At 50.1% G+C, this 20,880-nt stretch carries 14 protein-coding genes; 13 read left to right on the forward strand and 1 reads right to left on the reverse strand.

Translation table 11 applies throughout. The annotated features are described in order from the left end of the window. Positions 1–82: 82 nt before the first annotated feature. Positions 83–703, forward strand: coding sequence for a peptidylprolyl isomerase (locus A8O25_RS01980; RefSeq protein WP_066830302.1), 621 nt, complete (start codon positions 83–85; stop codon positions 701–703). A gap of 12 nt (positions 704–715) precedes the next feature. After that, a complete protein-coding gene (locus A8O25_RS01985; protein ID WP_066830085.1) occupies positions 716–1,615 on the forward strand; it encodes an SDR family oxidoreductase in 900 nt (299 codons plus the stop codon). A 2-nt stretch (positions 1,616–1,617) separates the two neighbouring features. Here the strand turns inward: A8O25_RS01985 and A8O25_RS01990 are convergent, their stop codons facing one another. Then, the gene (locus A8O25_RS01990) at positions 1,618–1,818 is read right to left on the reverse strand and encodes a hypothetical protein (protein ID WP_066830093.1); all 201 of its coding nucleotides are present in this window, start codon (positions 1,816–1,818) and stop codon (positions 1,618–1,620) included. Between the two features lie 223 nt (positions 1,819–2,041). Here A8O25_RS01990 and A8O25_RS01995 point away from each other — a divergent pair, with 223 nt between their 5' ends. The 11 genes from A8O25_RS01995 (at position 2,042) to A8O25_RS02050 (ending at position 20,852) form a co-directional block, all read left to right on the forward strand. After that, the gene (locus A8O25_RS01995; protein WP_066830096.1) at positions 2,042–2,989 is read left to right on the forward strand and encodes a ComEA family DNA-binding protein; all 948 of its coding nucleotides are present in this window, start codon (positions 2,042–2,044) and stop codon (positions 2,987–2,989) included. 738 nt (positions 2,990–3,727) lie between these two features. Continuing rightward, entirely contained in the window at positions 3,728–6,886 is a 3,159-nt protein-coding gene (locus A8O25_RS02000; protein WP_082893384.1) for a SusC/RagA family TonB-linked outer membrane protein, read from the forward strand. A gap of 8 nt (positions 6,887–6,894) precedes the next feature. Then, on the forward strand, positions 6,895–8,556 hold the full coding sequence (locus A8O25_RS02005; RefSeq protein ID WP_066830101.1) for a RagB/SusD family nutrient uptake outer membrane protein: 1,662 nt from the start codon (positions 6,895–6,897) through the stop codon (positions 8,554–8,556). Positions 8,557–8,976: 420 nt separating this feature from the next. Next, complete coding sequence (locus A8O25_RS02010) at positions 8,977–10,389, forward strand: outer membrane protein assembly factor BamB family protein (RefSeq protein ID WP_420911786.1); 1,413 nt, start codon at positions 8,977–8,979, stop codon at positions 10,387–10,389. 59 nt (positions 10,390–10,448) lie between these two features. After that, entirely contained in the window at positions 10,449–11,303 is an 855-nt protein-coding gene (locus A8O25_RS02015) for an endonuclease/exonuclease/phosphatase family protein (RefSeq protein ID WP_074987925.1), read from the forward strand. Between the two features lie 160 nt (positions 11,304–11,463). After that, positions 11,464–12,300, forward strand: coding sequence for an endonuclease/exonuclease/phosphatase family protein (locus A8O25_RS02020; RefSeq protein WP_241498911.1), 837 nt, complete (start codon positions 11,464–11,466; stop codon positions 12,298–12,300). Positions 12,301–12,304: 4 nt separating this feature from the next. After that, a complete protein-coding gene (locus A8O25_RS02025; protein ID WP_066830107.1) occupies positions 12,305–14,164 on the forward strand; it encodes an outer membrane protein assembly factor BamB family protein in 1,860 nt (619 codons plus the stop codon). Between the two features lie 325 nt (positions 14,165–14,489). After that, positions 14,490–15,620, forward strand: coding sequence for a glycerate kinase (locus A8O25_RS02035; RefSeq protein WP_066830113.1), 1,131 nt, complete (start codon positions 14,490–14,492; stop codon positions 15,618–15,620). 9 nt (positions 15,621–15,629) lie between these two features. Then, the gene (locus A8O25_RS02040) at positions 15,630–16,988 is read left to right on the forward strand and encodes a GntP family permease (RefSeq protein ID WP_066830116.1); all 1,359 of its coding nucleotides are present in this window, start codon (positions 15,630–15,632) and stop codon (positions 16,986–16,988) included. 251 nt (positions 16,989–17,239) lie between these two features. Next, positions 17,240–18,493 carry an ROK family transcriptional regulator gene (locus A8O25_RS02045; protein WP_066830120.1) on the forward strand — a complete coding sequence of 418 codons (1,254 nt, stop codon included), beginning with the start codon at positions 17,240–17,242 and terminating at the stop codon, positions 18,491–18,493. Positions 18,494–18,656: 163 nt separating this feature from the next. After that, on the forward strand, positions 18,657–20,852 hold the full coding sequence (locus tag A8O25_RS02050) for an alpha-N-acetylglucosaminidase (protein ID WP_066830308.1): 2,196 nt from the start codon (positions 18,657–18,659) through the stop codon (positions 20,850–20,852). The last annotated feature ends 28 nt before the right edge of the window (positions 20,853–20,880 follow it).

Here is a 20,880-nt window from a genome sequence, read left to right on the forward strand (position 1 = left end):
GCGTAGAAAAGAAGTACGTACCAACTTGAAAACCTGTTTTTGGCCTATTTTTCTGAAAACGGCCAAAAACGAACATTGTAACATGAGACCAATTTTGTTCCTGCTGGTGCTGTTGCTAGGTGCTGGCGCCGTGGCTACCGCCCAGAAGAAAAGCAAAAAAGACTATCTGGTGACCATAGAGACCAGCCAGGGCACTATGCGGCTGGTGTTGTTTGAAGACACCCCCAGGCACCGCGAGAACTTCCTGAAGCTGGTGAAAAAGAAGTTCTATGACGGCACCACGTTCCACCGCGTGATCAATGACTTCATGATACAGGGCGGTGACCCCAACAGCAAAGACAGTGACCCCAACAATGACGGGGCGGGAAACCCCGGCTACACCCTTCCGGCCGAGATTCTGCCCCACCACCAGCACGTGTACGGTGCGTTGGCGGCGGCGCGGTTGGGTGATGCCATGAACCCCCGGAAAGAGTCCAGCGGTTCCCAGTTTTACCTGGTGGAAAACCATGAGGGCGTTCCGTTCCTAAACAACCAGTACACCGTGTACGGGCAGGTGATTGACGGTCTGGCCGTAATAGACAAGATTGCCGAGGTGCAGAAAGATTACCGTGACCGGCCCACCGCTGATGTGAAGATGACGGTGACGGCCAGGAAAATGAAAAAGAAGAAAATCACCAAGACCTACGGCTACCGCTACCAATAACCCCCTTTCCCTATGAAAACCATCCTCATCACCGGCTCTAACGGCCTGCTGGGCCAGAAACTGGTAGACCTGCTGCACACAGAGCCTACTGTCAAGCTCATTGCGTCTTCGCGCGGCCAGAACAAGCTGGCCCAGATTTACCCGCAGGTGGCCTTTGCCGCTATGGATGTCACCAACGCCGGGCAGGTGGAGCAGGTGATTGCTGAGACCCAGCCTACCCACCTCATTCATACGGCGGCCATGACCAACGTAGATGACTGCGAGAGCCAGCGCGAGGAATGCTGGAAACAGAACGTAGACGCCGTGGAGAACCTGGTGAAAGCCTGCGAAAAACATGGCGTGCACCTTATTCACGTTTCCACAGATTTCATCTTTGACGGCGAAAACGGACCGTACTCAGAGGAAGCCGAGGGCAAACCGGTGAACTTCTACGGCGAAAGCAAGCTGGCCGCCGAGGAGCTGGTGAAGCGCGCTGCCTGCAAATGGGCCATACTGCGCACCGTGCTGGTGTTTGGCATTGTGCATGACTACGGCCGCTCCAACATTGTGCTGTGGGTGAAAGGCAGCCTGGAGCAGGGCAAGCAGATCAAAGTAGTGAATGACCAGTTGCGTACGCCTACGCTGGCCGAAGACCTGGCCCAAGGCTGCTGGCTGGCCGCCAAGCATGACGCCCAGGGCATCTTCAACATCTCGGGCGAGGAGCTGCTCACCCCGCACCAGATGGCCGTACAGGTAGCCGAGTACTTCAACTTAGACCAGAGCCTGATTGAGGAAGTAGACGGAACTCTCTTCACTCAGCCCGCCAAACGCCCACCGCGCACCGGCTTTGACATCACCAAAGCCAAAACGCAACTGGGCTACCAGCCGCATACCTTCAAAGAAAGCATCGCTATTGTGGCGGGGCAGATTTAGGTTTATTCAAGATTTTGCAAAACCCGTTTTTGCTGTTTTTCAGAAAACAGGCCAAAAACGGGTTTTGCTTTTACCGGTAGGGAAGACCCTGTGGGGATGATGGCGGCCGCAGTGGAACCCACTCCAATCCCTCTCAGGAGGGGAATCTCTGCCCGGGTAAAAAAAGCGATAAGCTCTACCGGATTTGCAATCTGGAAGTACATACCTCAGGGATTTGTAAACCCCGCACGTATTGATCAGCTCGCGCCGCGGAATACAAATCCGCAGGTATCTAAATTCGGGATTGCAAATCCCGAATAGCGGAAGAGTATAGCAAGATCATCTGCAAAAGTAGAAGAGGGAAATCCCCTCCCGGGAGGGGTAGGTTTTACGCAGGAGGTTAGATTTCCTGACCACCAATCCTAAATTATTGCGTAGAAGCAGGTTATGCTGAAGCGCCTGCTGCAAAACCTACAGGAATACTTCTCCTTCTCCCAGCGGGAGTTGCGGCAGTTTTTTCTGCTGCTGTTGCTCATGGGGGCGTGTATTGCGGCCCCGTTCCTCTTCTTTCAAGAAGATGATGCCTATGACCCCACCACTGACCAGCAGCTACTGGACAGCCTGGTGGTACAGCTGGACCAGCAAGCTGAGGACGCCGCCGTGGCCCGGGCTGAGCGCTACAGGCGCAAGCCCATCAAGCTCTACCGCTTCAACCCCAACCAGCTAACGGTGGCGCAGTGGCAGGAACTGGGCCTGAACCAATACCTCGCGCAGCGCATCCTGAACTACCGCGCCAAAGCCGGCGACTTCAAGAGCAAGGCGCAGCTCCAGAAAATCTACGGCCTGCCAGATTCCCTCTTCCAGCTGTGGTACCCGTACATTCAATTGCCAGATGAAAGTCCGGGCTACGCCCGAAACCAAGACCGTGCGTTTAGCGGCTCTTTTTCTGAAAACAGGCCAAAAACAGACTTCCCGCGTAAGCGGTGGCAGCTGCAGCCGTTTGACCTGAACACCGCCGACACGACTGAACTGAAGCAAATCAGGGGCATTGGCAGCAAACTCTCGCAGCGAATTATCAATTTCAGAGACAAGATGGGCGGTTTCCACAGCATCGACCAGGTGACCGAGGTGTACGGCCTCCCGCCCGAAGTGGCAGACAGCGTGCGCAAATACGCGTTTATTTCAGAAGCCAGCCGTGTCCAGAAAATCAACCTGAACACCGCCACTTTTGACGAACTCAGGGCGCACCCGTACATTGGCTACAGCCTGGCCCGCTCCATTGTCAACTACCGCACCCAGCACGGCCCGTACCCCAGCGTAGAGGAACTGCGCAAGATCAAGGTGCTCAAAGAGGAGCAGTTCCAGAAGATGCAGCCGTATCTGGTGGTGCAGTAAGCCAAGATTTTTTTACGGCACCACAGTGTTCTTGTGCATACCCTATGGTAGGGCGGGTTTGGTGCTGGAAGGGTGTGGTTAATGCAAACCGTTCTTCCGGCAATACTCTTTTTTTAGGCAATAGCCCTTGCCTTCTCCCTGATGTACAAATTCTGCTTTCCCATCTTTATTGATCAAGGAGTGTCTCCTCTGCTCCTATTAGGTAATCATATGTTATTTGTTTATTAACAATTATTTAATCCAATGCTCAGGACTTATTGCAAAATTTGTCAAAAGTTTTTGTTTTAATAAAAAATATTTGTTCCTTGGCCATGAAGAAAGAAATGCCTGCCTTTTAGGAGGATAAGCTGCAGATATTAAAATTTTTTCAAAAGTTACACGACCAGATTAGAGGGATTATTGGAGAAGGGCAGGTGAAGGGAGTCGTTTTATGAAATTCATAAAAGAGCTCAGGAGGGAACTGCTAAGAACAGCCAACCCTCTACAGCGTGCTGACTGGTACCACCCTCAAGCCAACAAGCGCTAGAGCAGCGGGAAAGGGTAAGCCAAGGATAAGCTCCCATTCAAAAAGTACCACATAAGGGATAGTGATTTGTGATGGTAGGCTTTCACGAGCTTACTGAATGGAGCGGTCAATACAGAAAAACAATTGCCGGGGGTATGACAAGCTGCCCTTCAAAAATAGGATCAGTAATAAACTAGAACGGATACATAAGACTAATTAGACTTCATGCTTTTATGAAACAATTGCTACTACTAAAAAACACTGGAAGTGCCCGACGAGGAGGCTCGCTGCTGTTGTTGGCGCTGCTGGGCCTTGCTCCGTTTGAGGGCTCTGCTTCTAAGAGAGAGCCTTCTAAGGTTGGTCTGGAGGTGACTTCTGCCAATGAGAAACAAAATGGACCCGTCACCGGGGTGGTAAAAGACGCCGCCGGCCAACCGCTGCCTGGTGTTTCGGTTTCTATAAAAGGAACCACCATTGGAGCCGTTACTGACATTGACGGGAAATTCAGCATCAACACCTCAGGGGTTAGCCAACCCGTGCTTGTCTTCACCTACATAGGGTTCAGGAACCAGGAGATAGCCTACACAGGGCAAACATCCTTGAATGTAGCTCTGCAGGAAGACACCAAATTGATGGATGAGGTGGTAGTGGTAGGCTATGGTACTCAAAAGAAAGCAAATTTGACGGGGGCTGTGCATCAAATTGAGGCCGAAGCTTTGGAAGACAGGCCGATAACAAATGTGACCTCAGGTATGCAGGGCCTTATGCCGGGCGTTACCATCACCGGGGCATCCGGTGCACCTGGTAACAATGGCGGCTCCATCCGGATCAGGGGGATTGGTACCATTGGAAACCCTACTCCTTTAGTAGTGATTGACGGAATTCCAGAAGGAAATATTGATATCCTTAATCCAAATGATATAGAGTCAATTACAGTTTTGAAAGATGCGGCCTCTTCCTCAATTTTTGGAGTGCGCGGAGCTAATGGGGTTATTTTGGTGACCACTAAAAAAGGTAAGTCAGGCAAACCTAACATTTCTTACAATTCCTACTTTGGAGTGCAAACACCAACCGCATTACCTGAGTTCGTAGGCTCACCTGATTACATGACTCTGCTCAATGAAGCCCAGGTTAATGCTGAACGTAACCCAACATATTCACCCGAGGATATTGAAATTGCCCGCAATGGCTCTGATCCTAATTACTTCGCCAATACCAACTGGGTGAAAGAAGTTTATAAGAGTTACGCACCTCAGCAAAGCCATAACCTAAGTGTAAGTGGCGGGGGGGATAATGTAAATTATGTATTGTCTTATGGTTTTTTAAAAGAAGGAGGCTTAGTGACCGGAGATGCCTTTGAGGCCAATCGGCACAATGTGCGGGCTAAGTTAAGTACCACTTTGGTAGATCGTCTTGATGTTTCTGCCAATCTGGGCTACATAGACAGAGCGTATTCTGGAGCTGCTGCGGGTACTGGTCCTCTTTATTCCGCCCTTTCCATCAAGCCTTTAGTGCCGGTGCGTTTTACCACAGGTACGTGGGGCTACCATGGTGGGCAGAGTAACCCAATAGCCGTTGCTACTGATGGAGGTTATAATAAATTTGGGTCACAGGAATTTACCGGTAACCTGAGCGCCACTTTAAAAATCATAGATGGGTTAAATGTGAAAGGTCAGTATGGCATCATTAGATCTAATTCTAAGCGCGATATCTTCAATAAGACCATTAATTATTATAGCCCAGACCCATCAGTTACAGACCCAATCTATACAACCGGCTATCCAAACAATTTTGAGGCCCGTGACTATACCAACTTTTATCAAACGTTTATTGGTACCGCTGAGTATGAGAAACGGATTGCTGATGACCATTACGTGAAACTACTGTTAGGTGCTTCGCAGGATGAAAATATTGGAGATAATTTTACCGCCTCCAGAACCAACCTGGCCACTCAGGAAGTGGGCCACATCGCGCTGGGAACCGATAAACAGCAAAATGACGGTAGCGCGGCTCAAAATGCCCTTCGTTCTGCCTTTGGCCGGTTGAACTACGGTTTCAGAGACAAATATCTAGTAGAATTGAACTTCCGCTATGACGGGTCTACCCGCTTTGCGCGTGATAAGCGCTGGGATTTATTCTATGCTGCTTCTGCAGGTTGGGTGTTTACTGAGGAAAGCTTCTTTGAAGGGGTTAAAAACATTGTAAACTTCGGGAAAGTGCGATTCTCCTACGGAACTCAAGGTAATGACAGAATTACGTTGCCAGGCGGAGGAATTATTGATTTTGGTTATATGGATATCCTTGGAACAGTAACCACCATGCCCATAGGGAACCAAGAAACCTTTGGTATGAGACAAACCAAGGTAGGTAATGAAATTTTAACTTGGGAATCAGCTATTAAGCAAAATATAGGGTTTGATTTAGCATTTGCCAACAACCGTCTGAACATTACGGGAGATTACTTTATCAATGAAACGGCTGACATTCTTTTGGTTCTTCCACAGCCGGCCCCTTTCGGGAATATATTCCCGCCCCAAAACGCAGGTAGAGTAGAAAACAGAGGTTGGGAGTTACAGGCGGGCTGGAAAGACCGCAAAGGTGATTTTGACTATAGCTTTAACTTCAATATCTCAGACGTAAGAAACAAAATTACCAGTCTGGGAGGTACCTTGGCTACTTACGGTGACCAGGTACGTTTGATAGGCGAGCCTATTGATGCATTTTATGGGTTAGTGGCTGATCGCCTGGCTCAGGAGTCTGACTTCTCTTATAAGCCAGAATCTGGCACCTTTGTAGCTGATTTCCCTTACATAGCCGGTGATAAGATAGCGCCAGGTGATATTATTTATAAAGACCTGAACGGAGACGGACAAATCACACTAGAAGGTGACCGGCAAGTAATTGGAAGTGCTATTCCCCGTTACACGTTTGGTTTTAGAGGTGATGTGGCCTGGAAAGGGTTTGATTTTCGTTTCTTTCTGCAAGGGGTAGGAGATGTAGATGGTTACTTGATGGGCAATGCCCGGCATGCTTTTGCCGCAGAAAGTAATATGGCGCAAAAAATACACTTAGATCGCTGGACCCCTGATAATCCAGGGGCCAGTTACCCTCGTTTGGCATATCAGCTTACCCATAACCAACGGCTGTCTACTTATTGGCTAGAAGATGCTTCTTATCTGCGGCTTAAAAACGTGCAACTTGGGTATACTTTGCCTGCCACGCTTACTGAAAGAGTGCGGGTAAGCCGTCTGCGCATATATGCCTCTGCTGACAATATATTTACCAAGACAGACTACTTCTATGGTTATGACCCAGAATCTCCTATCAGCAACGGGAACTTTTATCCGCAAGTGAAAACGTTCGTGTTGGGTGTAAACATCAATCTTAAGTAAGCAGTATCATGAATAAGACGAAATTATACAGCCTGTTATTAAGTGCGCTCCTGCTGGGGTCTTGTAACGATGATTTTCTGGAACGAGCTCCTTTAGATGAAATTTCCAATGAAACTTTCTGGCAAACCGAAGATCAGTTGGTGTTGGCTGTTAACGCGCTGTATGCTAACGTGAAAGCTTATAACACGGTTAGCATGGAGAATATGGGAGATAATACCCTGTGGCCTTCTTCTACAGCCTATCAATTGATAGGTAGCGGAAATTACGGGAATGACTTGGCTACACTCAATAATGAGTATACCTCTCAGTATGCTGGAGTACGTCAGGCTAACGCGTTTCTGGAGAATTATCAAAAAGCCAATGTAAATCCGGCGCGTAAAGAAGCCCTTGCGGCCGAAGTACGGGTTATCAGAGCCTTAATGTACAGCTATCTTGTTAACTTTTGGGGAGATGTGCCTTTGGTGACCAAAACCCTCACGTTAGAAGAGGTATTTGTACCCCGCACCCCAAAAGAGGAAGTGTTAGACTTTGTCCTGGCTGATCTGGATCTAGCCGCACAGCACTTAGACCCCGCTATCCCGACAGGCGCTAATTTAGGGCGCATGAACAAAGGTGCAGCCCTAGCCCTGAAGGCCCGTATTGCTCTGTACCACGGTCGGTATGATGTAGCTGAGAAAGCCGCCAAAGATGTCATGGATCTGGGAGTTTATCAATTGTTCACCTCTGGCAATCCGGATCGGAATTACTATGATTTGTTTACCTATAAAGGCAAGCTAGCTACTAATAACAACAAAGAGACCATCATAGCCCGCTTAACTATAGATTTATTAGGTTATTATCATAACCTGAGCCGCGAAATTCAGGTGCCGGACCAGGTAGTACGCTGGAACCCCACTAAATCATTGGTAGATTCTTACCTGATGAAAGATGGTTTGCCTATTGAGACATCTCCGCTCTACAACGTTACCAAGTACGAAGATGTGTTTGAAAACCGTGATCCCCGCATGACCCAGACTATCTTGAAGCCGGGTGCAGCTTGGGGCGGGCGTTTAGATGGCCGACCAGCTAACCAGAATCCAGACCCTTCTATTTTCATGGTTCCTAAATTCACATCAGATGGCCGTGGGGCAGTTACTGTTACAGGATATTATTTCACTAAATACGCAGAGATTTCCACAGTAGGTAGTGTTAGCCGTGACTATAATGATATCCACTTGTTGCGCTATGCTGAAGTGCTGCTTACCTATGCTGAGGCACGTTTGGAGCAGGGCAAACTGACCCAGGCAGACTTGGATATAACCATTAACCTGTTGCGTGACCGGGTAGGTATGAAACGTATGGACTTGGCGGAGCTGGCGGCTAATGGGCTTGATGTGCGGGAAGAAATTAGACGGGAACGCCGGGTGGAGCTTGCCCTGGAGGGACAGCGCTATTTTGATATCAAGCGCTGGAAGCAAGGCCATCTTTTGGCCGAGGATACCAAAGGAACCAATGTGAACTGGTTATCAAATCCTGCTTCTGCTTCTAACTTGCGTAGAGATCCCCAAGGGTTCATTATAGCCTTGAGCGGTAGAACCTTTGATCCTGCTAAGCATTACTTATGGCCAATCCCGCTGTCACAGCTAGAGAGATTCCCTGGCTTAGGGCAAAATCCAGGTTGGGATAGATAATGAATAAAGAAGCTCATCTATCTATTTGTTCTGATGGTAAACAAATGGATAGATGAGCTTCTCCTTGACATTCTGAGGATAAGACAACTGTTGTTTATAATAGTTTGGTTGATTCTGTTAGGGCTTAAATACTTAGTATTTACTTACATGTATAGCTATAACTGAATTTTATTATCATGTAATTCTTTAGTAAACACAGTTATAGTTATTAAAGCTTATTTGATAAAATACCCTTGTTTATTCTCCTAACAGGTGCTAAAAGAAATCTAGTAAACCTTTGCATCATCCATGCATTTTGTACTATCAGATTGTAGTGACATTTAACATTTTCAAATAATGAGAAAAATTCTAATACTATTTCTTGCACTCTTAGCAGGCGTTTCCCTTAATGCCTGTAAAGATGATGATATGGACGGCTTGATGGCGCCTGCAGCAGACTTCAATTTTACTCCATTGAAACCGGTAGAAGGAGTAAAAATGCTCTTTTATGCTGATCCAACTGAAGGTTCTGAAAAAATAACAGAATGGCATTGGAGTTTTGGAGATGGTAAAAACTCCACTTCAAACAAGCGGAACCCATATTTTACCTATGAGTCACCAGGGACTTATGAAGTAGTCCTAACCGTCAAAAATGCGGGTGGGGCTACTACTAGAGTGACTAAGTCAGTTACAGTAAATAAGATTCCAAAATTTAATTACACTAAAGTTTGGGAATTCAGTAACAGTACACCTGTTACTAAACTGAATGAAGGATCTAGTTCGCCAGTGATTGGTGATGACGGCACCGTTTATTATGTAGAAGGCCAGGGCAATCCAGTGGCCAACAGCAAAGTGGTGGCGGTGACAGACCTGGGGGCCACAGCCCAATTGAAGTGGGCTACTGCTGTTGGAAATTATATCGCCAATGCTCCGTCTATTGGAACTGATGGTAGCATTTACATAAATACTTGGGACAACACTAAATCTCTCTATAAACTAAACGGAACTGATGGATCTGTGATGTGGATGCGGGGAGGATCAGGACTTCTGGGAGCTTCCAACACTACCCCCGCCGTAGATGCACAAGGTAATATTTACCATGGTTCAAGATACACTTCACCCAATGGAGGCTTTTTCTCATGGACTCCGGGCGGCGATAAACGCTGGCAGATTGTTGGGGTAGGCTCTTTCTTCTCCTCCCCTGTATTGAGCAAAGATGAAGCGACAGTCTATGTGTACAACGCCACCGAAGGAAAATTATGGGCAGTGAATACCACAGACGGATCCCGTAAATGGACTGAATCTGTAGGGGTGGGCACTGCTGTCCATGGAACCTCATTGTCTATGGGCGCAGACGGTACTATTTTTTATACTACCAATACACACGTGGTGGCCATTACAGATAATGGCGCTACTGGTGCGGTGAAATGGTCTACCGCAGTTACCGGAGCTGCCCAATCAGGCGTGGTTATTGGAGCTAATGGTGATCTGTATACGGGTTCTACCTTAGGGCTTGTTTGCTTAAACCCAGCAGATGGCACTATCAGATGGACCTATGCCATGAGCAGCAATGAGAGTGTACCCGCCGTAGACAAGGAAGGGCGCATCTACCTGGGCTCTACCAATGGGAAACTGGTAGTAGTGAACGAGGAAGGGATATTAGTGTCTGAAATTCCGTTGGGAGACGGTAACGTGAACTCCCCCACCATTACCAGTAACGGGACAGTATATGTAGAGGGGGTTTCAGGAGCCAACATCAAACTCTACAAAATTGCCGTGGAAGACAGCGGTCCCGCCAACTCTTTCTGGCCCATGAAAGGAAGAAATGTGAAGAACACCAGCCAATCAAAATAACCGGTTTATCTTAAACTGAAATTTTGGGTTCCTCTCCTCTTAAAATGTTAAGCATACAAATGAAGAATATCCTCCTTGGAGTGATGGCAGGAGCCGCCTTAATGGTGGCCTCCTGTTCTCCTTCCGCCACTCAATCAGCCTCTGAGAGCCAGGCAAAAAAGCAAAATGCGCGTAAATCCCAGAACCCAGAACAACTGCGGGTCATGTGCTACAACATCCACTACGCCAATCCGCCCAGTAAGGAGAAGACGTTTATTGATTTGGACGCCATTGCGCGGGTCATCAAAGATGAAAACCCAGACGTGGTGGCGCTACAGGAGGTAGATGTAAACACCGCCCGTTCCGGTAAAATCAACGAAGCAGAGCAACTGGCTAAGAAAACCGGCATGAAAGCCTATTACTTCGCCAAGGCCATTGACCATGACGGCGGCGACTACGGCGTAGCCATGTTGTCTAAGTATGACCTGACAGACACCAAGACCTATGCCTTGCCAGATGACCGCAGCACCAACCCAGAGCCACGGGTCATGGCCACGGCCAAGGTGAAAACCAAGTCAGGGTTTGAGTTCATGTTTGCCGTTACCCACCTGGAGGTGAGAAGGGAAGAAAACCGGATGATGCAGATGGCTGAGATTGAGCGCATTGTAAAAGCTACCTCGCTGCCCGTGATCATTGCCGGTGATTTCAACGCCCGGCCGGAAAGCACCACTATTCAGTATTTGGATAGATTGTTCACCCGTACCTGCCAGACCTGCCCGCCTACCATACCGGTCATCAACCCCAACAGAACCATTGACTTCATCGCCTTCCGGCCAGGTGAAAAGTTTAAGGTATTGGAGCACAAAGTGATACCGGAGACCTACGCCTCTGACCACTTGCCTGTCTTCAGCGTATTGGAGATTAACCCCAACTAATGCCCTCGTCTGCACGTGACAGCCGGAGGCTGTTTTCGGCCTGTTTTTTGAAAAATAGACCCAAAACAGCCTCGGCTCCTGTGCCGTATAGAAGAAATACTTCATTGCCTGCTCCCCATTTTAATCTTCAGCAGGATTTTACCTTTTAAGCACCACTTGTATGCCTAGACATCTTTTTGCGTTTTTCATTGGCCTTGCTTTCTTCTCCCTCTCCTGTAAAGACTCTGACAAGAAAGAAGACCCGGCTCCCCAACCAGAACCTAAAGAAGTAGTGTCTTCTATAAAAGTGATGACCTACAACATTCACCACGCCAACCCGCCGTCCCGCGCCAATGTGATTGACTTGGATGCCATCACCAACGTGATCAAAGCCGAGAAGCCCGATGTGGTAGCCTTGCAGGAAGTGGATGCCAACACCCAGCGGTCCGGACCGGGGAACCAGGCGCAGCAATTGGCCGCGCGGCTGGGCATGCAGTTCTATTTTGTAAAGTCTATTGATTACCAGGGCGGAGAATACGGAGTGGCCATCTTGTCTAAATACCCGCTAACCGAGAAAACTATGTATATGCTGCCAACCAAAGCCGGTACTGGCGGGGAGGCCCGTGTGTTGGCCACTGCCAAAGTAACCCTGCCAGATGGGATGGTATTCCGGTTTGGGAGCACGCACCTAGATGCGCAGTCAGACCCGGCCAACCGCCAGTTGCAGATAGAAAAAATTACCGATTTGGCCTCCCAGGAAAGCCTGCCCTTCCTCATTGCCGGTGACTTCAATGCCACTCCGGGCTCAGAGGTCATCAATACCCTGGACGGCAGCTTTAAGAGAACCTGCCAAGCCTGTGCGCCTACCATTCCGGCAGTGAGTCCAACTAAGGCTATTGATTTTATTGCCTATAAGTACCCGGCCCCCAAACTAAGTGTAGTTTCTCATAACGTAGTCAATGAGCAGTATGCCTCAGACCACCGGCCCGTTGTAGCAGTGATTGGCATTGCAAAGTAACTGCATGAAGAACCTCTGGAGAACCTTTACCCTGGTGCTGTTGCTAGTGGCTTTTTGCCGTACGGGAATGGCCCAGCAAAAACGGGCCCTCACGTTTGCAGTGGTCACTGATACGCACATTGGCAAAAGCGGGAATGATACGGGCTTGGCGTCCATTGTGAAAGACATCAATGGAAACCCTGACATACATTTTGTCCTGCACGCCGGCGACGTTAGCGACTTTGGGTACAATGACCAGCTGGGCAAGGCCAAGGAACTCATGGACGGGCTGAATAAACCCTATTTCATAGTACCCGGTAACCATGATACCGGCTGGTCTGCCAGCGGAGGCCTGGTGTACAACACCCTCTGGAAAGAACAGAAGTTTGTGACTGATATTGAAGGCGTCCGTATCATCGGGTTCAGTACTGGGCCTTACGGCCGAATGTCAAGAGGATATGTGCCGCTGGACCAGATGCGGTGGCTGGACAGTCTGGTGCAAGCTACGCCAAAGAAGCAGCCCGTATTTTTCATTAGCCATTATCCGTTAGATGAAGGGCTAAGCAATTACAGCCAGGTCTTTGACAAACTGCACCAATTGAACACGCTCGCCGTTTTCTGCGGGCATGGGCATGTGAACAAGCTGTATGACTATGACGGGGTGCCGGGCATCATGACCAGAACCGCCCAGGTAAGACAAGGTACGCTGGCCTACAATATCTTCACCCTCACACCAGATTCGCTCCGTGCTCAGATGAAAGAGGTGGGGAGGCCACTTGGTGCTGCTTGGGCTTCCCTTTCGGCCAAAGGGAAAAGAGCAAGAACCAGAACCGCTGCTTTAACTCCCGGCAGATCCCCTATCGCCCCTGAGCATAAGCAGGTGAGGGCGGTATGGACCTACCAGGACAAAGGCAACATTGTCTCTACCCCGGCAATCTGGAAAGATCAGGTGCTGCTAGGGAACCTGCTGGGCGAGTTCAAATCCCTTAACCCAAAGAAAAACAGGGTCAACTGGAGTTTCAACGCAGGGCAGGGAATTTATGCGTCGCCGGTGGTGACGGGCAACCGGGTGATATTTGCCTCTTCAGACAGTTCTGTCTACTGTCTGAATGCCCGTACAGGAAAGCTGCTGTGGCGGGTGAAAACCCAGGCTCCGGTGCTGGCCACCCCTACCGTTGAGAAGGGGACAGTCTATATTGGCAGCAGTGACTCCACCTTCAGGGCGTTAGCCATACAGTCAGGCAAAGTGCTGTGGGCATATAAGGGGCTGGAGGGGTTTCCGGCCAGCCAGCCAACGGTGGCAGAAGGGAAAGTGGTGTTTGGCACCTGGGGCAAAACTCTTTATGCGCTCAACAGCAGAGACGGGAGCCTTGCCTGGACATGGAAGAACCTTGACTACAGCCACTACTACTCCCCGGCCATGTGTGTTCCCGTGATCCAGAACAAGAAGGTGTACATGGTGGCCCCAGATGAAAAACTGCGCCAATTTGACTTAGAAACCGGTGAGCAAACCTTTACCACCGCCAGATACCGGGTGCGGGAGTCGTTAGGCGGACAGGCAGAGCAGAAGCTGTTGGTGGCAAAGACTATGCAGGACTCAGTAGTGGTTTGGAGCACAAAAGGAGCGCAGCCTGAGCCGGTACTGAACTTCCATGCAGGGTTTGGAAACGATTTTTCAGCCTCTATGCCCGTTATTCAGGAAAAAACAGCCTTCTTCGGGACCACGTTTGGGCGGGTTTATGCGGTTGAGTTGCAGGCAGGGAAGGTGAGTTGGGTTTATCAGGCCAGTGAAGACATGATCAACACGGTACGGGTGTTACCCAACGGGAAAGTGCTGGCTGCCAGCGTTGACGGTAAAGTTGTATTACTGGAAGGATTAAAATAAAGGATCTCTGCCGTGCCTCTAACAGTGGGCGCAGCTAAGATGGTGAATTTTCTGTTTCCGGCCTGTTTTCTGAAAAACAGGCCGGAAACAGAAAACCTATACAGGCTGCAAGAGGAAGGCAGGAAAATGAAACTCATGCTGGAGGAACCGCCTTCTCCCCATCTTTGCCTGTCTGGAGGCTCCTGTTTATGGGCTGTTTTTCTTAAATCAGAGCAAAACCAGGAATAATGTTGCGCGTGCCACCGGTTAGGCAAATGCTGCCAAAGCCAGAAAATGGCTATTCCTCTAATAATAAATGTCTATTGCCCCTCGTAACTAGAAGCCTATGAATATTGTCATCGCCCCAGATTCTTATAAAGGGAGTTTATCAGCCAAAGAAGTGGGGCTTACAATTCAGGAGGCTTTTCAAATGGAGGCCCCTGAGGCCAAGGTGTGGGTGGTTCCTATGGCAGATGGCGGGGAAGGAACCCTGGAAACCCTACTCTATTCTACAAACGGTACCAAGGTAGAAACAACGGCAAGTGGCCCTTTGGGCAACACTGTAACCACAGGCTATGGCATCCTGGGTGATGGGCGTACCGCTGTTATTGAAATAGCCCAGATTGCTGGCCTGACCATGGTACCTGATGCGGAGAGGAATCCAATGCAGACAACCTCGTACGGGGTGGGGGAGCTGATCAAAGAAGCCCTTGGCAAAGGCATCAGAAACTTCATTATTGGTCTGGGCGGAAGTGCCACCAATGATGGGGGCTTGGGTATGTTGCAGGCGCTGGGGGTGGTGTTTCAGGATGAAGAGGGGAAGCCGGTGCAACCCATTGGGGCATCCCTTTCTAAAATAGTGAGCGTAGACTTTGCGCCTCTTCTCCCTCAGATGCAGGAGTGTCAATTTAAAATTGCCAGTGATGTGAAAAATCCGCTGTGCGGATCAAATGGCGCCTCCTTTACCTATGGCTCCCAGAAAGGGGCCTCTCAGGAGCAGGTGGTGCTGCTGGATAAGGGCATGCGCAACTTTGCTGATTTAATAGAGCAGGCCCTGCAGCAGAAGCTGCAGCAGATGCCGGGGGCGGGGGCTGCAGGAGGCCTGGGGTTTGCCTTTCTCGCTTTGGGCGCAACCCTGGAGCCAGGGGCGCGGCTTATAGCCAATGCCGCAGGTTTAGACCGTTATGTGCAGCAGGCAGACTGGGTTATTACCGGTGAGGGACAGAGTGATTACCAGACCTTGTACGGGAAACTCCCTTTGCATATAGCCCAGGTGGCCCGTTCTTACGGCAAGCCAACCATTTTGATTTCTGGGGCCTTGGGGCGCGGGCATGAACAGCTTTTACCCCATTTTTTCAGCTGCCACGCCATTACCCATGCCCCCGTGACGTTGCAAGAGGCCATGGCCAGCAGCAAAGAAAACCTCTATTTCTGCGCCCGTAACATTGCCCGGCTTATCTCAAAGAAAAACCACTAAACAGGCTATATGGTACAGGGAGCTTTACTTTGTTTGATACTGGTGGCAGGGGTGGCGTTCATTGTGGTGGCCACTGCAAAATTTAAGCTGCATCCTTTCCTGGGGTTACTGCTGGCTGCCTTTGGGGTGGGTATTGCCGCTGGGGTTCCCTTGCCAGAGGTGGTCAAAGCGGTGAATGACGGTTTTGGCGGACTCATGGGCTATATTGGGATAGTGGTGGTGGCCGGCACTATCATTGGTAAAATTCTGGAAAAATCAGGTGCTGCGCTGCGTATGGCCGAGGTGGTTCTGCGGGTGGTGGGGGAGAAAAGACCGCAGCTGGGCATGTCCTTAATTGGGGCGCTAGTGAGTATTCCGGTGTTTTGTGATTCTGCGTTCGTCATCTTGAGCAGCCTTAGAAAAGCGCTGGCGCAGAGGGCGCACGCCCCGCAGGCATCTATGTCAGTGGCCCTTGCCACGGGTTTGTATGCAACGCATACGCTGGTCCCGCCCACCCCGGGTCCCATAGCCGCAGCGGGTAATATTGGTGCCAGTAACTACCTGGGTACGGTGATTCTGTTCGGGTTGATCGTGTCTGTGCCTACCATGTTGGCCGGCTATTTCTGGGCCACCAACGTCGCCGTTAAAATTCCGGTGGAAGAGGAGCAGGAGCCAACCGACTCCTATGAGGACATTCTCAAGGATTTCGGCCAAATGCCTTCCGCTTTCAAAGCCTTCACCCCCATTCTATTGCCCATTGTCTTGATTGGGGCAGGCTCAGTAGTCAGCTTCCAGCAGTGGTCAGGGGAGGCGGCCTATGTCATGCTTTTTCTGGGAACGCCTGTGGTGGCGTTGCTCCTAGGGGTTTTGGCCGCGTTTGCCCTACTGCCCAAATGGAATGAAGAAACCCTGACCGGTTGGGTGGGCGAAGGGCTGAAAGATGCCGCCGTCATTCTCCTCCTTACCGGTGCCGGCGGTGCCTTTGGGGCGGTGATCAAAGCCACCTCTGTTGCAGAAGTGATCAAAGGGGTGGCTCAGGGCGAAGCCATGCAGGGAGCCTTGTTGCTGCTTGTGCCCTTCCTGATTGCGGCAGCCCTAAAGACGGCCCAGGGGTCTTCAACCGCCGCCCTGGTTATTACCTCAGCGCTGGTTGCCCCTACTCTTGCTCAGGCGGGCATTGTGGGCGCGGTGCCCTTGGCTTTAGTGGTCATGGCCATAGGGGCAGGGGCAATGGCGGTAAGCCATGTGAATGACAGCTATTTCTGGGTGGTGACACAGTTCAGCGGCTTAAAAGTAGCAGATGCCTATAAAGCCCACACCATGGCTACCTTGCTGCAGGGGATCACGGCTATTATAACGACCATGATCCTGTGGTGGCTCTTGGTATAGCCAGCTGCAAGTGGTTACTGCTGGTGCAGGCTCTGGTTTTACGCTGATTTCTGAAAAGTAAGCCATAAACAGCCTGTAAAGAGGGTATGATGCTGGCCAGGCTAAGAAATTATATTTTGTAAGCGCATAGAAGTAGTAAATTATAAGGAAAACCAATTTTTAGCGTAAAGACTTTTATAAAAAAATACCGAAAGTATTTTAAGATTAGGTAAAAAAGTTGTTATTTGTAAAGTGATTAGTTGCAAACAGGTATGAGTACATTAATTCAGGTAGATGCTTATATAGATTCTCTAAACCATGTAGAGAAGAAAAAATATAACCAGAAGATTAAAATAATCAAGGAGTTGTATGTGCAGGGGCCTAAGACCAACGCAGAAATCTGTACAGATTTCCGGATCAGTTCCCCCACCTCCAAAGGTCTTCTGAAAGAGTTGATAGAAGAAGGGTTGGTAGAGAAGCAGGGGCAGGGGAAATCTGAGGGCGGGAGAAAACCAGCCCTGTATGGTCTTCGGGATAACTCTTTATACGTGTTGAGCATAGCCTTGGGCCGTTTTAGAACCCGTATGGCCATCTTTGACAACAACAACAATAACATTACCCGTACCCGCGTCCTGCCTATCCATATCTCCAAAGACATGGGCATCATAGAACAACTCTATGAACACGCAGAAGAGCTCATTGCCTCCTCTGGTATTGACCGGGAAAAACTGTTGGGTATTGGGCTCAGCATGCCCGGCCTGGTAAATGCCAAGGAAGGAAACAACCACACCTATCTTATTCCGCCTTCCGGAGCAGAGTCCCTGCAAAAAATACTTTCAAGCAAGTTCAACAAACCTGTCTACCTGCAGAATGACGTCAAGAGCATTGCGTTGGCAGAGTATAGGTTTGGGTTGGCCAAAGGCCGGAAAAATGTGCTGGTGCTAAAACTGGACTGGGGCATTGGCTTGGGCATTTTAACCGACGGGAGACTGAACAGCGGCTACACGGGCTTCGCCGGTGAGATAGGGCACATCCCGCTGGTAAACAATGGCGCCCTTTGCTATTGTGGCAAGATAGGCTGCCTGGAAACGGTGGCCTCCGGCATTGCGCTCACCAGAATGGCCAAAGAGGGCATCCAATCGGGCCAGTATTCCCTGCTCAACGAGCTTTCCGGAGGCGAAATAGACAAGATTAACCCGCAACTCATCATTGACGCCGCCAACCTGGGTGACCAGTTTGCCATTAATATTCTTTCAGAAATGGGCATCAGCCTGGGCAGGGGCATTGCCATTTTGATTCAGTTGCTGAACCCGGAGCTCATTATCCTGGGCGGCAGAATGGCCGAGGCCAGACAATACATCACCACCCCCATTCAGCAGTCCATTAACCAGTACTGCATGGCCCAGATGCGGGAGAAGACAGAGATTGTGCTGTCTACCCTAGGGCTGGAGGCAGATATTATGGGGCCGGTGGCCGTGGTCATGGAGAACATTTTTGAAGACGTGCTGGAGAGTGACAGTGAATAACCCCAGGCCAGGTTTCTGTTTTTGCCTGTTTTCAGAAAAACAGGCCAAAAACGCCTAAGACGCAGCTAGCTAGGTGTGCCCTTGTAGCGCCTTTGTTTTGATAAGATTATAAAGACTGTAGTGCTGAGTAAGAAGTTAATAGTGGAAGATGAAACAATTACAGATGAATAAATACTTTTCTTTTGTACTGGCCCTAATAGCCCTGCTGGCGGTGGCTTGTACCAACACGGGGCAGCGGGAAACAGAGGCGGGCAAAGCCAGTGAACAGCAAGACCAGGTGATTGCGGCGGCCAGAGGGGTCATGCAACGGTTGATTGGCGACCGGGCCAAAGACATCACCCTTGAAATCATTCCAGCCCAGGACAGCCTGGATACCTATGAGATTGAAGCCAAAAACGGGAAATTAACCGTGAGGGGCAGCAGTGCCGTGGCCATGACCTTTGGGTTTCACCAGTACCTCAAGAAAGCCACCAACAGCATTGTAAGCTGGAGCGGGAACCATCTGAACCTGGGGGACCAATGGCCAGACTATGCCAAAGAACGCGCCACCTCGCCGTACCAATACCGCTATTTCCTGAACGTGGTGACCTACGGCTACACCACGCCTTACTGGGACTGGGAGCGCTGGCAAAAAGAGATTGACTGGATGGCCCTGCACGGCGTGAACATGCCGTTGGCCGTGGTAGGCAGTGAGGCCATTGCCGAACGGGTTTGGAAAAAGCTGGGCCTCACCAACGAGGAAATCAGGGAATTCTTCACCGGACCGGCGCACTTGCCGTGGCACCGCATGGGCAACATCAACAAATGGGACGGCCCTTTCCCAGACGGTTGGCATGACGGTCAGGTAAAACTACAGCACCAGATTCTGGACCGCATGAAAGAACTGGGATTTGAACCCATCGCGCCCGCGTTTGCCGGTTTTGTGCCTGAGGGTTTCAAGAAAAGGCACCCAGAACTGAAAGTGAACGCCCTGAAGTGGGGTGGCTTCCCAGAGGAAAACAATGCCTACGTGCTGGCCCCAGATTCGCCTTTCTTTGAGAAGATAGGGAAGCTATTTGTGGAGGAATGGGAAAAGGAATTTGGGAAACACAAGCTGTATCTGTCAGATAGCTTCAACGAGATGGACGTGCCCGTACCCAAAGACAACCCCAACGCCAAATATGACCTGCTGGCTGGCTACGGCGAGTCTATCTACAAGTCTATTGTGGCCGGTAACCCAGATGCCGTGTGGGTGACCCAGGGCTGGACCTTCGGCTGGCAAGCCGATTTCTGGGACAAGAAAACCCTGAGCGCCATGATGTCCCGGGTGCCAGATGACAAAATGATCATCCTGGACCTGGCCAATGAATACCCGAGCCTGGTTTGGAACATCCCATCGGTATGGAAGGAGCACGAAGGCTTCTATGGAAAGAAATGGGTGTACAGCTACGTGCCAAACTTCGGGGGCAAAACCCCTTATACCGGCGTATTGTCTATGTACGCCTCGGGGGCTATTGAAGCTCTGAAATCACCGTACCGCAAGACGTTGATTGGTTTCGGCTCAGCGCCGGAAGGCATTGAGAACAATGAGGTGGTGTATGAACTGCTGGCAGACATGGGCTGGGCGCACGAGGAAATCAACCTGGACCAATGGATGCAGGCGTACAGCAAAGCCCGCTACGGCGGCTATCCGGCCGAGGTGCAGACCGCCTGGGACCAGCTCCGCAAATCAGTGTTCAACAGTTTCTCGCCGTACCCGCGCTTTGTGTGGCAGTTGGTGGTGCCAGACACCAGAAGAAAAGGGGTGGTGAACACAGAGCCGCTCTTCTTTAAAGGGGTTGAAAACTTCCTGGCCGGTTCAGAGAAGCTCAAAAGTAGCCCATTATACCGCCATGACGCTATTGAGATGGCCATGCTGTACCTGGGCGCCAAAGCAGATGAGCATTACAAGCGGGCCCTGGCCGCCAAGGCTGCCAAAAACCAGGCTCTGATGAAACAGGAAGGGGACAAGGCCATTGCTATTCTGTTAGACATTGACCGTTTGCTGGAGTCGCACCCCACCAACCGCCTGCAGCCGTGGGTAGAGTTGGCCCGGTCACACGGCAAGAATAGCCAGGAGAAAAATTACTATGAAGCCAACGCCAAGCGCCTGATAACTACTTGGGGCGGCGTGAACGAAGACTATGCCGCCAGGCTCTGGAGCGGTCTCATCAAAGATTACTACGTGCCGCGCATGAAACTGCACCTGTATGAACCCAACGCCAATATTGATGCCTGGGAAGAAGCCTGGATACAAAAGCCCTGGACCAACAGGACCACTCCTTTTGAGGACCCGCTAGCCAAAGCCAAAGAACTGGTGCAGAAGCACAAAGGCGCATGAGGTATTATCTGGTGAACGGAAATTCATC

Origin of the sequence: Rufibacter ruber (assembly GCF_001647275.1) — a bacterium.
GTDB classification, from domain to species: Bacteria; Bacteroidota; Bacteroidia; order Cytophagales; family Hymenobacteraceae; genus Nibribacter; species Nibribacter ruber_C.

What these genes read in the sequence shown, in the direction of transcription:
- A8O25_RS01980 (WP_066830302.1), top strand. Translation starts at nt 83, where the DNA reads ATGAGACCAATTTTGTTCCTGCTGGTGCTGTTGCTAGGTGCTGGCGCC.
- A8O25_RS01985 (WP_066830085.1), top strand. Translation starts at nt 716, where the DNA reads ATGAAAACCATCCTCATCACCGGCTCTAACGGCCTGCTGGGCCAGAAA.
- A8O25_RS01990 (WP_066830093.1), bottom strand. Translation starts at nt 1,818, where the DNA reads ATGTACTTCCAGATTGCAAATCCGGTAGAGCTTATCGCTTTTTTTACC.
- A8O25_RS01995 (WP_066830096.1), top strand. Translation starts at nt 2,042, where the DNA reads ATGCTGAAGCGCCTGCTGCAAAACCTACAGGAATACTTCTCCTTCTCC.
- A8O25_RS02000 (WP_082893384.1), top strand. Translation starts at nt 3,728, where the DNA reads ATGAAACAATTGCTACTACTAAAAAACACTGGAAGTGCCCGACGAGGA.
- A8O25_RS02005 (WP_066830101.1), top strand. Translation starts at nt 6,895, where the DNA reads ATGAATAAGACGAAATTATACAGCCTGTTATTAAGTGCGCTCCTGCTG.
- A8O25_RS02010 (WP_420911786.1), top strand. Translation starts at nt 8,977, where the DNA reads ATGGCGCCTGCAGCAGACTTCAATTTTACTCCATTGAAACCGGTAGAA.
- A8O25_RS02015 (WP_074987925.1), top strand. Translation starts at nt 10,449, where the DNA reads ATGAAGAATATCCTCCTTGGAGTGATGGCAGGAGCCGCCTTAATGGTG.
- A8O25_RS02020 (WP_241498911.1), top strand. Translation starts at nt 11,464, where the DNA reads ATGCCTAGACATCTTTTTGCGTTTTTCATTGGCCTTGCTTTCTTCTCC.
- A8O25_RS02025 (WP_066830107.1), top strand. Translation starts at nt 12,305, where the DNA reads ATGAAGAACCTCTGGAGAACCTTTACCCTGGTGCTGTTGCTAGTGGCT.
- A8O25_RS02035 (WP_066830113.1), top strand. Translation starts at nt 14,490, where the DNA reads ATGAATATTGTCATCGCCCCAGATTCTTATAAAGGGAGTTTATCAGCC.
- A8O25_RS02040 (WP_066830116.1), top strand. Translation starts at nt 15,630, where the DNA reads ATGGTACAGGGAGCTTTACTTTGTTTGATACTGGTGGCAGGGGTGGCG.
- A8O25_RS02045 (WP_066830120.1), top strand. Translation starts at nt 17,240, where the DNA reads ATGAGTACATTAATTCAGGTAGATGCTTATATAGATTCTCTAAACCAT.
- A8O25_RS02050 (WP_066830308.1), top strand. Translation starts at nt 18,657, where the DNA reads ATGAATAAATACTTTTCTTTTGTACTGGCCCTAATAGCCCTGCTGGCG.